The organism is Micromonospora sp. CNZ303, from assembly GCF_004345505.1.
The window spans coordinates 27280-40986 of sequence record NZ_SLVT01000018.1; the positions used below are offsets into that span (position 1 = coordinate 27280).

Here is a 13707-nt window from a genome sequence, read left to right on the forward strand (position 1 = left end):
CGAACTGAACGTAATCAGCGCGTGTCCATCACCCGGTAACAGCGGAAGAACTCACCCACGGGCCCGATTCGGGCCCCCGTACCCGTGAGTGGGGCGTCACCCGCACCAACGGCGGTCGTCCCGGCAGTTACCCAAGCGTGGACGGGCCAGGGGCACCATGGGCGCGCGGGCGGTCCCTCCCGCCCGGCGCACCGCATCCGACAGCGATTCCATCCGAGCGATCACAGCGAGGACGACATGGCGGACACGTGCCCGGTGCACGGGCATCGGCAGCTGATGGACGACGACCACTTCGCGCGCCCGTACGCGGCGTACGACGCCCCGAAGGGGTTCCCCGACCCGCCCTCGGGGAGCTGTGCACCCGCTTCCCGGACATCGAACTCGCCGCCCCCCGGGAGTCGCTGAAGGTCAGGCGTACGGCCGCCGGTGCCCGCCCTGGTGTCCCTTCCGGTCACGGTCTTGAGCGCATCCCCACCCACGGTCCGCATCACCACTGCTATCCGACAAGAGGTTGTTGAACCATGCCGCGTACCGATCTGCTCCGGCCCCTGCCCGAACTGCTCCGGACCAACGCCGACCGGTCCGGCAACCAGGTCGCGTACGCCGATTCGCGGCGGAACGTGACCCACGCGGAGCTGGAGATACGGACGGCGCGGCTCGCCGGCCACCTCGCCGACCTCGGCGTGTGGCCGGCGGACCGCGTCGTCGTCCTGCTCGACGGGGTCACGGCGGTGGAGGGCGTCCTCGCCGTCGTCCGGGCCGGCGGCATCGCGGTGCCGCTGGACCCGGCCCTGGACGACGCCGAGCTGGCCCGGCTGGTCGAGGACGCCGGCGCCGACGCGGTCATCACCGACGCGGCCAACGCGGCGCGGGTGTCCGTGTCGGTCCTCGTCGTCGACGGCGGGCACGACGGCGACGGGCACTCGTTCGAGGAGCTGGCGACGACCGACCCGGCGTCGCCGCCCCAGGACGACGCCGGCCTCGACGACCTGGCGTTCCTCACCTGGACGGCGGGAACGACCGGCCGCCGCAAGGGCGTGCTGTCCACGCAGCGCAACGCGCTGTGGCCCGCCGCCGCGGCGACGTACGTGGCCGGGCTCGGGTGGACAGCGGACGACCGGGTGCTGTGGATGCTGCCCGTGCACGTCTGCTTCGGGCAGCTCCTCGCCGCCACCGCGGCGGGGGCGTCGGTACGCCTCGCCGGCGGCCTCTCCCCCGACGAGCTGCGGGCCACGCTCGCCGCGCAGGGCAGCACCGTGCTGGTGGGCACCGGGGCGACGCACCGCGCCCTGCTGGACGCGCCGGGCCCCGACCCGCAGGGGGTACGGATCGCGCTGGCCGTCGGCCCCGTGGACCCGGCGCTGCGCGGGTCCTTCGAGGCCGCGTTCGCCGCGCCGCTGCTCACCGGCTACGTGACCACCGAGACGTCCGGCCTGATCGCGGTGAGCTGGCCGAACGGCGACGCGGAACGACGCTGCCTGCCCCTGCCGGGCCTGAGCGTGCGGGTGGTCGACCCCGCATCGGGCGCCGACCTGGGCCCCGGGCAGGAGGGTGAGGTCTGGGTCAGCGGCCCGAACGTGATGGCCGGCGGCTACCACGACCTCGCCGCCGAGACGGCCGAGGCGCTGCGCGGCGGCTGGTACCGCACCGGCGACCTGGCCCGCCGCGACGACTCCGGGCACCTGACGGTCACCGGCCGGCTGGCCGACGCGGTCGAGGTCGGCGGCGAGCGGGTCCGGCTGGACCGGATCGACGCGGTGCTGCGCGCCGCGGCGGGGGTGGCCGACGCGGCAGCCCTCGCCGGGCCCGACGGTCCGGTCGCGTTCGTCGTCGGGTCCGCCGTGGATGCCGCCGGCCTGCTGGCGCGGTGCCGCGCGGAACTGCCCGCCGCGGCCGTACCGGTCGAGACGTACCTGGTGCGGGAGATCCCCCGCACCGCCCTCGGCAGCCCCGCCCGGCACCGGCTCCCCGAGCTGCCCGCCCGCCTGATCGGCGTGGCCGGGTCGCTGCCCGACCGGCTGCACGCGCTGCGCTGGGAGCCGGCACCGGAGCCCGCCTCCGGGTCGGACTCCGGTCGGCCCGCCTGGGCCGTCGTGGGCCCGCCCGAGCTGACCGCCGACCTCACCGACGACGACCTCACCGTCGACAGCTACCCCGACCACACCGCGCTGTCCGAGCTGCTGGCGCGGGTGCTCGACGAGGACCACCCGGCGGACTCCCGCCTGGTCGTACTGACCCGGGGCGGCCTGCACGGCGACGACGCGGCGGCCCCCGGGCAGGCCGCCGCCTGGGCGCTCGCGCGGGCCCACCAGCTCCGCCGCCCCGGCCGGCTCGTGCTCGTCGACGCCGACCGGGTCGGTGCCGAGGAGCTGCGCGCGGCCGTGGCCTCCGGCGAGGACGTGCTGGCCGTACGCGAGGGCGAACTGCTCGTGCCCCGGTACGCGGACGTCCCCGCCCTGCCCGGCGGCGCACCACTGCGGGGCACGCTCGTGCTCGTCGCCCGGTCGTACGACGCGGCGCTCACCCGCCACCTCGTGGCGGCCCACGACGTACGCGAACTGGTCCTGGTGGGGCCGGACGACGTGCCGGCGGGCGCCCCGGCGGAGCTGGCGGCGTTCGGCGCCGAGGTCTGCGTGCACCCGGACGTGCCGTTCGACCCGGAGACGCTGGCGGCCGTGCTCGGCGACCGGCCGGTCGCCACCGTCGCGGCGGTGGACCTCACGGTCACCGAGACGCTGGCGCTGCACACCGCGCCGCTCGGGCGCGCCCCGACCGACCTCGTGCTGCTCACCGACGGCGGCGACGTCGCCGCCACCGTCGCCGCCGACGCGCTGGTGCGGCACCGGCGGGCGCTCGGCCTGCCCGGCGTCTCCGTGGCGTGGAGCGCGCCGGGGTTCGCCCGGCCCCCCGCGGCACGACGAAGCGCCCTCCTCGACACCGCGCTGGCCACGGGCGAGCCCTGCGTCGTCGCCGCGCGCCCCGTGCTGGCCGCCGACGCCGGCACCGACGGCGCCGGCAACGCCCTGGCCGAGCGGCTGCTGGCGACCCCGGCGGACGAGCGGCTCGGCCTGCTGCGCGAACTCGTACGGGCCGCGACCGGCGAGGTCCTGGGCGACCAGGCGCCCGCGACGATCGACGGCGAGACGCCGTTCCGCCAGCTCGGCTACGACTCGCTCATCGCCGTGCAGCTGCGCAACCGGCTCTGCGCCGCGACCGGCCTCAGCCTGCCGGCGAGCCTGGTCTTCGACTACCCGACGCCGGACATCCTCGCCGGCCACCTGCTCGACGCCCTGGGGCTGGGCACGGTCGAGGCGGCGCCGGCCACGGTCGGGTCGTACGACGAGAGCGAGCCGATCGCGATCGTCGGCATGGCCTGCCGCTACCCGGGCGGCATCACCTCCCCGGACGACCTGTGGCGGGTGGTCGAGAACGGCACCGACGTCATCGGCGAGTTTCCCACCAACCGCGGCTGGGACCTCGCGGCGCTGTTCGCGGGCGACGGGCCGGGCACGTGCAACGCGACCGCCGGCGGCTTCCTGCACGACGCGGACGAGTTCGACGCGGAGTTCTTCGGCATCAGCCCCCGCGAGGCGCTGGCGATGGACCCGCAGCAGCGGGTGTTCCTGGAGACCGCGTGGGAGGCGCTGGAGCACGCCGGCATCCCGCCGACCTCGATGCGCGGCAGCGACACCGCCGTCTTCACGGGCCTGCACGTGCAGAACTACGGCCGGCTCGGGCACAGCGAGGAGGACGGGGTCGACGGCCACCTCATCACCGGCACCGCGAGCAGCGTGGCGTCCGGCCGGGTCGCGTACGCCCTGGGCCTGGAGGGCCAGGCGATGACCGTGGACACCGCCTGCTCCGCGTCGCTGGTCGCCCTGCACCTGGCCGTACGGGCGCTGCGCTCCGGCGAGTGCACGATGGCCCTGGCGGGCGGCGTGACCGTGATGGCCGGCACGGAGACCTTCACCGAGTTCTCCCGGCAGAACGGCCTCTCCCCCGACGGGCGGTGCAAGGCGTTCTCCGACGACGCCGACGGCACCGGCTGGGGCGAGGGCGTCGGCGTACTCGTGGTCGAGCGGCTCTCCGACGCCCGCCGCAACGGCCACCGCGTCCTGGCGGTGGTGCGCGGCTCGGCCGTCAACCAGGACGGCGCCTCCAACGGCCTCACCGCCCCCAACGGGCCCTCGCAGCAGCGGGTCATCCGCGCCGCGCTCGCCAACGCGGGCCTCGCACCCGCCGAGGTGGACGCGCTCGAGGCGCACGGCACCGGCACGTCCCTGGGCGACCCCATCGAGGCCCAGGCCATCCTCGCCACCTACGGCCAGGGCCGCGAACAGCCACTCCGGCTCGGCTCGCTCAAGTCCAACATCGGCCACACGCAGGCCGCCGCCGGCGTGGGCGGCGTGATCAAGATGGTCCTCGCCCTGCGCAACGGGCTGCTGCCGCGCACCCTGCACGTCTCGGAGCCGAGCCGCAAGGTGGACTGGTCGGCCGGGGCGGTGTCGCTGCTGACCGAGCCGGTAGCGTGGCCCGCCGGCGACCGGCCGCGCCGGGCCGCCGTCTCGTCGTTCGGGATGAGCGGCACGAACGCGCACGTGATCATCGAGGAGCCGCCCGCCGCCGACGCCCCGGCCGCCGACGCCCCGCCCGCGCCGCCGGTGCTGCCGTTGCTGCTGTCGGCGCGCTCCGAGCAGGCGGTACGGGAGCAGGCCCGCCGGCTGCACGAGCACCTCGCCGACCGGCCCGGGCTGTCGGTCGCCGACGTCGGCCGGTCCCTCGTCACCACCCGGGTCGCCTTCGGCCACCGGGCCGCGGTCACCGGCGCCACCCGGCAGGACCTGCTCGACGGCCTCGCCGCCCTCGCCGCCGGTCAGGGCACCGCCGACGTGCTCACCGGCACCGCCCGCCCCGGCGGGCTGGCGTTCCTGTTCACCGGTACGGGCGCCCAGTACCTCGGCATGGGCACCGAGCTCGCCGCCGCGTACCCCGTCTTCGCCAACGCGTTCGACGAGGCCTGCGCCGAGCTGGACCGGCACCTGGACAAGCCGGTACGCGAGATCATCCGCAGCGACGACCTGCACCGGTTCGCGTACACGCAGCCGGCCCTGTTCGCCTTCGAGGTCGCCCTGCACCGGCTCGTCGAGTCGTGGGGCATCCGCCCCGACTTCGTGGCGGGACACTCCCTCGGCGAGCTCTCCGCCGCGTACGTGGCCGGCGTCTGGTCGCTCGCCGACGCCGCGAAGCTCGTCGCCGCCCGCGCCACCCTCATGGCGGCCCTGCCGCTGGGCGGCGTGATGGTCGCCGTGCAGGCCACCGAGGAGCAGGTCACCCCGTACCTGAGCGAGCAGGTCGGTATCGCCGCCATCAACACCCCCACCGACCTGGTCATCTCCGGCGACGAGGCCGCCACCCTCGCCGCCGCCGAGCAGCTCGCCGCGCTCGGGCACAAGACGAAGCGGCTGCCGATCCCGCTGGGCGCCCACTCCCACCTGATGGACCCGATGCTCGACGACTACCGGGCCGTCGCCGCGTCCATCACCCACCACGAACCCCGCATCGGGCTGATCTCCACGGTCGACGGGCAGCCGCTGCGCTCCACGCCGGAGCACTGGGTCACCCAGGTCCGCCGGGCCGTACGCTTCCACGACGCCGTCGCCGCCCTCACCGCCGACGGCCGCGTCGAGACCTTCCTCGAGATCGGCCCCGACACCGTCCTGGCCACCACCACCGGCGACGCCACCGGCATCGCCACCATGCGCCGGGGGCAGCCCGAGACGCACAGCCTCGCCCGGGCCGTCGGCCACCTCTTCACCGTCGGGACCGGCCCCGACGCCGACGCCTACTTCCCCGGCGCCCGCGAGGTGCCGCTGCCGACGTACCCGTTCCAGCGCAGGTCGTACTGGCTGCGGCCCACCGCCGGGGGCGACGTGGGCACGGCCGGCCTCACCGCGGCGCGCCACCCGCTGCTCGGCGCGGTGCTGGGCGTCGTCGACACCGACCGGCTCGTGCTCACCGGGCGGCTCTCCCTGCGCGAGCAGCCGTGGCTGGTCGACCACGCCGTCCTCGACACCGTCCTGCTGCCCGGCACCGCGTTCCTCGAACTGGCCGCGCACGCCGCCGAGCACACCGGCAGCGGCACGATCGAGGAACTCACCCTCCAGGCCCCGCTGACGCTGACCGAGGAGCAGCGGGTCAACCTCCAGGTGTGGGTCGGCCGACCCGACGAGCAGGGCCGCCGCGAGTTCGGCGTGTACTCCCAGCCGGCCGGGCAGCCGCCGGGCGCGGAGTGGACGTGCCACGCCTCGGGCACGCTGGCCGACGCGCCCGCGCCGGCCCCGGTGCGGGACGAGTGGCCGCCAGCCGGCGCGGAGCCCGTCGACGTCGGCGACTTCTACGGCTGGCTGCTGGCGCGCGGATTCTGCTACGGCCCCGCCTTCCAGGGCGTCCAGGAGGTGTGGCGGCGCGGCGACGAGCTGTTCGCCCGGGCCACCCTGCGCACCGAGGACGAGCCGGCCGCCGTGCGCTACGGCGTACACCCGGCGCTGCTCGACGCCGCCATGCACCCGCTCGTGCTGCACCTCGACGGCGGCGGGAACCCGGCCGGCCGGGCCTGGCTGCCCTTCTCCTGGCGGGGGGTGCGGCTGCACCGCCGGGGGGCCTCGGCGCTGCGGGTCCGGCTGACCCCGGCCGGCGAGAACACCCTGCGGGTGAGCACCACCGACGACGAGGGCAACCCGGTGCTGAGCGCCGACGCGGTCGCGGTCCGGCCGGTCACGACGGACGGCCTGGCCGGCGCGAGCGGCCCCACCGCCGCGCTGTACCGCACGGACTGGGTGCCCGTGGCCGCCCCGACCGGCACCGGCACGCCCGACGTCGAGGTGTTCCGGGTCGAGGCGGGCGACACCGCCGACGCCGTACGACAGTCCCTCCACGACACGCTGGCGACGCTTCAGCGGGCCGCGGCCGGCACCGCGCGGCTGGCCGTGGTCACCCGCGGCGGCGACCTCGCGGGCGCGGCGGCGTGGGGCATGGTCCGCTCCGCCCAGACCGAGCACCCGGACCGCTTCGTCCTCGTCGAGACCGACGGCACCGACAAGTCGGAGCGCGCCCTTGCCGCCGCGCTCGCCACCGGGGAGCCACAGCTCGCCGTCCGCGACGGGGCGCTGACCGTGCCGCGGCTCGCGCGGCACGCCGCCGCCACCCCGGACGGCGCGCTGTTCGACCCGACGGGGGCCGTCCTGATCACCGGTGGCACCGGCACGCTCGGCGCCGCGCTCGCCCGCCACCTGGTCACCCGGCACGGCGCGGAACACCTGGTCCTCGCCTCCCGCCGGGGCCTGGACGCGCCGGGCGCCGCCGCGTTGGCCGAGGAACTGACCGCCCTCGGCGCCACCACGGTCGACGTCGTCGCGTGCGACACCGCCGACCGCGAGGCGCTGTCGGCGCTGCTCGACGGGCTCGCCCGGCCGCTGGTGGGCGTGGTGCACACCGCGGGCGTGCTCGACGACGGCATCCTGGAGTCGCTCACGCCCGACCGCCTCGACGCCGTCCTGCGACCCAAGCTCGACGCCGCGCTCAACCTGCACGAGCTGGCCGGCGACGTCGACCTGTTCGTGCTCTACTCCTCCGTCGCGAGCGTCATCGGCACCGCGGGGCAGGCGAACTACGCGGCGGCGAACGCGTTCCTCGACGCCCTGGCCGCACAGCGCCGGGCCGAGGGCCGGGCCGCCACCTCGCTGTCCTGGGGCCTGTGGGCCGAGCAGAGCGCGATGACCAGCCAGCTCGGCGAGACCGACCTGGCCCGCATCGCGCGCGGCGGTCTCCTTCCGCACAGCGTCGAGGAAGGGCTCGCGCTGTTCGACGCCGCGTGCCGCTCGGACCTCGCGCACCTGGTGCCCGTCACCATCGACGTCGCCGCGGTACGCGCCGCCACGAACGCCGCGCCGCCGCTGCACGGCCTGGCCAGAGTGCCGCGCCGGCGGCAGGCCGCGACCCGGCCGGGCGCCACCGCGCTGGCCCGCGAGCTGGCCGGGCGCAGCGAGGAGGAGCAGCGCGGGCTGCTGCTCGACATCGTGCGTACGCAGGTCGCGACCGTGCTCGCCCAGCCGGACGCGGACGCCGTCTCCGTGGCCGAACCGTTCCGCCAGCTCGGCTTCGACTCGCTGATGGCCGTCGAGCTGCGCAACCGGCTCAACACCGCGACGGGGCTGCGCCTGCCCGCGACGCTGACCTTCGACTACCCCACCCCGGAGGCCCTCGTCGAGTACCTGCGGGGCGAGCTGGGCGACCGGGAGGACGAACCGCGCCCCGTCGTGGCGGCGGTCGCCGCCCGCCCCACCGACGAGCCCATCGCGATCGTCGGCATGGCCTGCCGTTACCCCGGCGGCGTCACCTCACCCGACGAGCTTTGGCAGCTGCTGCTCGACGGCCGCGAGGGCATCAGCGGCTTCCCGACCGACCGCGGCTGGTCGCTGGACACGCTGTTCGACCCCGACCCGGACACCCCCGGCACCAGCTACGTCGACCGGGGCGGATTCCTGCTCGACGCGGCCGGGTTCGACGCGGAGTTCTTCGGCATCAGCCCCCGCGAGGCGCTGGCGATGGACCCGCAGCAGCGGATCTTCCTGGAGACCTGCTCGGCGGCGCTGGAGAACGCCGGCCTCCGGGCGGACGCGCTGCGCGGCTCACCCACCGGTGTGTTCACCGGCCTCATGACGCACGACTACGCCGCCGGGGCGAGCGCCGTACCCGACGGTGTCGAGGGGTTCCTGGGCACCGGAACCGCGGGCAGCGTCGCCTCGGGCCGGGTGGCGTACACGTTCGGGCTGGAGGGGCCGGCGGTCACCGTCGACACCGCCTGCTCGTCGTCGCTGGTCGCCCTGCACCTCGCCGTGCAGGCGCTGCGCTCCGGCGAGTGCTCCCTCGCGCTGACCGGCGGCGTGACCGTCATGTCCACGCCCAGCCTGTACGTCGAGTTCTCCAAGCAGCGGGGCCTCGCCCGCGACGGCCGGTGCAAGTCGTTCGCCGCCGCCGCGGACGGCACCGGCTGGGCGGAGGGCGTCGGCGTGCTGGTGGTCGAGCGGCTCTCCGACGCCCGCCGCAACGGCCACCGCGTCCTCGCCCTCGTCCGCGGCTCGGCCGTCAACCAGGACGGCGCCTCCAACGGCCTCACCGCCCCCAACGGGCCCTCGCAGCAGCGGGTCATCCGGTCGGCGCTGGCCAACGCCGGGCTGTCAGCCGACCAGGTGGACGCCATCGAGGCGCACGGCACCGGCACGTCCCTGGGCGACCCCATCGAGGCCCAGGCCATCCTCGCCACCTACGGCCAGGACCGCGAACGCCCGCTCTGGCTGGGCTCGCTCAAGTCCAACATCGGCCATGCCCAGGCCGCCGCCGGCGTCGGCGGGGTCATCAAGATGGTCCTCGCCCTGCGGCACGGGCTGCTGCCGCGCACCCTGCACGTCGACGAGCCGTCCCCGAAGATCGACTGGTCGGCGGGCTCGGTCGCGCTGCTGACCGAGCCGGCCGAGTGGCAGCGCAACGGCCACCCGCGCCGCGCCGGGGTGTCCTCGTTCGGCGTCAGCGGCACGAACGCGCACGTGATCATCGAGGAGCCCCCTGCCGAGGCCGACAGCGCCGACGCCGGCACGCCGCCGCAGGCCCTGCCGTGGCTGCTGTCCGCCCGTTCGGAGCAGGCCCTGCGGGAGCAGGCCCGCCGCCTGCACGGCCACCTCGTGGCCCGCCCCGAACTGCCGGACGCCGACGTCGCGCGCACCCTGGCCGCCCGGGTCCGGTTCACGCAGCGGGCCGCCGTCGTCGGGACCGACCGGCGGGAACTCCTCGACGGCCTCGCCGCGCTGGCCGCCGGCCAGGAGTCCACCAACCTGGTCACCGGCACCCCCGGGGCCGGCAGGTTGGCGTTCCTGTTCACGGGGCAGGGCGCGCAGCGGCTGGGCATGGGCGCCGAGCTCGCCGCCGCGTACCCCGTCTTCGCCGCCGCCTTCGACGAGGTCTGCGCCGCCCTCGACGCGCACCTCGACCAACCACTGCGCAAGGTCATCGACACCGACGAGGTGCACCAGACCGGCTACACCCAACCCGCCCTGTTCGCCTTCGAGGTCGCCCTCTACCGGCTCCTCGAATCCTGGGGCGTCCGCCCCGACCACGTCGCCGGACACTCCATCGGCGAACTCGCCGCCGCCCACGTCGCCGGTGTCTGGGACCTCGCCGACGCCGCGAAGCTCGTCGCCGCCCGCGCCACGCTCATGCAGGCCCTCCCCACCGGGGGCGCCATGGTCGCCGTGCAGGCCACCGAGGAACAGGTCACCCCGTACCTCTCCGACTCCGTCGGCGTCGCCGCCGTCAACACCGGCACCGACCTCGTCCTCTCCGGCGACGAGGCCGCCACCCTCGCGGCCGCCGAGGCACTCGCCGCGCAGGGCCACCGGACGAAGCGGCTCACCGTCTCCCACGCCTTCCACTCCCACCTGATGGACCCCGTCCTCGACGAGTACCGCGCCGTCGCCGACTCCATCACCCACCGGGAGCCCACCGTTCCCGTCATCTCCACCGTCGACGGCCGACCGCTGCGTTCCACCCCCGACCACTGGGTCACCCAACTGCGCCACACCGTCCGCTTCCACGAGGCCGTCGAGGCTCTCGCCGGCACGCACCACGTCGGCACCTTCCTCGAGATCGGCCCCGACACCGTCCTCGCCACGGCCGCCGCCACCGGCGACGCCACCGCCATCGCCACCACCCGCCGGGGACAGCCCGAGACCGCGACCCTCCTCAGGGCCGTCGGGCGACTCTTCACCGCGGGGGCCGGCCCCGACGCCGGCGCGTACCGGGCGGGCGCCCGCGAGGTGGAGCTGCCGACGTACCCGTTCCAGCACCAGCGGTACTGGCTGATCCCCGACGAGGGGCCGGCGGACGCCGCCGGGCTCGGGCTCGGGGCGGCGGACCATCCGCTGCTCGGCGCGGTGCTGGCGCTCGCCGACTCCCAGCGGAGCGTGCTCACCGGCCGGCTTTCCCTGCGCGAACAGCCCTGGCTCGCCGACCACGCCGTCCTGGGCACGGTCCTGCTGCCGGGTGCCGCGTTCGTCGAGCTCGCGCGGCGGGCCGCCGAGCACGTCGACCTCGACCGCATCGAGGAGCTGACCCTGCACGCGCCGCTGGTGCTGCCGGCCGACGGCGCGGTACGGGTGCAGGTGGAGGTCGGGGAACCCGACGAGGCCGGACGCCGGCCGCTGCGGGTGCACTCCCGGCGCGAGGACGCGCTCGACGGCGAGCCGTGGACGCAGCACGCGAGCGGCCTGCTCGACGCCGCCGGGGAGCCCGAGGCCGCCTGGGCCGGTGAGTGGCCGCCGGCCGACGCCGTGCCGGCCCCGGTCGAGGAGCTGTACGACCGCATCGCCGACCTCGGCGTCGACTACGGCCCCGCATTCCGGGGACTGGTGGCGGCCTGGCGGCGCGGCGACGAACTGCTCGCGGAGGTCGCGCTCCCCGTCGACGCGCCGGCGGGCCGCTTCGGACTGCATCCGGCGCTGCTGGACGCGGCCCTGCACCCGATCTCCTTGGCCACCGGGGCCGACGGTCCGCTGCGCCTGCCGTTCAGCTGGCACGGCGTACGGGTGCTGACCACCGGGGCGACGGCCCTGCGGGTGCGGATCACGCCCACCGCCGGCGACGCGTACGCCCTGGCGCTCGCCGACGGCACCGGCATGCCGGTGGCCACGGTCGAGTCCCTGGTCGCGCGCCCGGTGACGATCGAGCAGCTGCGCTCCACCGCTGGTCCGGACGGGCTGCACCGGTTGGAGTGGCAGCCGGTCCCCATTCCCGTGGCCCCCGCCGGCGCCTTCGACGTGTTCCAGGTCGGGACCGGCACGGACGCCGAGGCGGTACGGGCCGCCGTGCACGACGCGCTCGCGGCGGTCCAGGAGTGGCTGCCCGGCGACCGCTCCCCGCTGGTGTTCGTGTCCCAGGGTGCGACCGACGGCACGAACCCGGCGGGCGCGGCGGTCTGGGGCCTGGTCCGCTCGGCGCAGACCGAGCATCCCGATCGTTTCGTCCTCGTCGACACCGACGACCCGGCTCTCGTCGGCGCGGCCGTCGCGACCGGGGAACCACAGGTGGCCGTCCGCGACGGGGTGTTGACCGTGCCGCGGCTCGCGACGTTCGCGGCCGGCTCGGACCGCCGGCTGTTCGACCCGGCGGGCACCGTGCTCGTCACCGGCGGCACCGGGGCCCTGGGCGCGGAACTGGCCCGCCATTTGGTCGCCGCGCACGGTGCGCGGCACCTCGTGCTGACCTCCCGCCGTGGCCCGACCGCGCCGGGCGCCGCGGAGCTGACGGCCGAGCTGGAGTCGCTGGGCGCCAGGATCACGGTCGCCGCCTGCGACGCCGCCGACCGGGCCGCGCTGGCGGAACTCCTGGCGTCCCTGCCCGACCTGGTCGGCGTCGTGCACGCCGCGGGCGTGCTGGACGACGGTACGGTCGAGTCGCTCACGCCGGAACGGGTGGACGCGGTGCTGCGGGCGAAGGTCGACGCGGCGCTCAACCTGCACGAGCTGGCCGGCGACGTCGAGCTGTTCGTGCTGTTCTCCTCGGCGACCGGGGTGCTGGGCACGGCCGGCCAGGCGAACTACGCGGCGGCGAACGCCTTCCTGGACGCGCTCGCCACGCACCGTCGGGCGTCCGGCCGCACGGCGACCTCGCTGGCCTGGGGCCTGTGGCGCAGCGGTGGCGCGATGACCGGTGGGCTCACCGAGGCCGACCTCGCCCGCATCGGGCGCACCGGCGTGCTGGCGCACACCGTCGAGGAGGGGCTCGCGCTGTTCGACGCGGCCTGCCGGACCGACGAGCCGTGCCTGGTCCCGATCAGGTTGGACGTGGGTGTCCTGCGCACGAGCACGTCGGCGCCGGCACCGCTGCGCTCCTTCACCCGCCCCCGGCGCGCCTCCTCGGCCGGCAGCGCGGCGTCGCTGTCCAGCCGGCTGGCCGGCCTCGCCGAGCCGGAACAGCGCGAGGTGCTGCTGACCCTGGTACGCACGAACGTCGCCGCCGTGCTGGCCCACGACTCGGTGGAGACCATCGCGGCGGACCAGGCGTTCAAGCAGCTGGGCTTCGACTCGCTGACGGCGGTGGAGCTGCGCAACCGGCTCAACCAGGCCACCGGCCTGCGGATGCCGGCGACGCTGACGTTCGACCACCCCACGCCCGCGGCCCTCGTGGAGCACCTGATCGGGGAGCTGGGCGGCAACCAGGCGCAGCTCAACCTGCGCACCCTCGTCGACAGCATCGCCAGGGTCGAGGCGACGCTGGAGCTGGTGGACGCGACGCAGACGGCGGAGACGGACATCGCCGCGGCCCTGCAACGGCTGCTGACCAGGTGGCGCGACAAGTCCAGCCCGGCCGAGGCCACGGACCTCGCCTCGGTCACGGCGGACGACCTGTTCGACATTCTGGACAGCGAGCTGGACAACGCCTGACCCCGGGCGAGCCACGACCGCCCCCCACCCCGACGTACGACGGGGTGGGGGGCTGGTCCGTTCACGGGACGTACGAGACACCCGCCGGGGCCGCATCCGCCCGGACGGGAACGGCCACCCCGTCCGGACCGGAAAAGGCCCATCGGCCCCGGGCGTAACCGGGACCGATGGGCCTTTTAGTACTGGATGACCACCACCGGGCAGAGGCCGGCGC

General features: G+C 76.0%; 1 protein-coding gene. It reads left to right on the forward strand.

Features of this window, described 5'->3' with window-relative positions:
• Window positions 1–521 precede the first annotated feature (521 nt).
• A complete protein-coding gene (locus tag EV374_RS24605) occupies window positions 522–13493 on the forward strand; it encodes a type I polyketide synthase (protein ID WP_132239271.1) in 12972 nt (4323 codons plus the stop codon).
• The last annotated feature ends 214 nt before the right edge of the window (window positions 13494–13707 follow it).

What these genes read in the sequence shown, in the direction of transcription:
- EV374_RS24605 (WP_132239271.1), top strand. Translation starts at nt 522, where the DNA reads ATGCCGCGTACCGATCTGCTCCGGCCCCTGCCCGAACTGCTCCGGACC.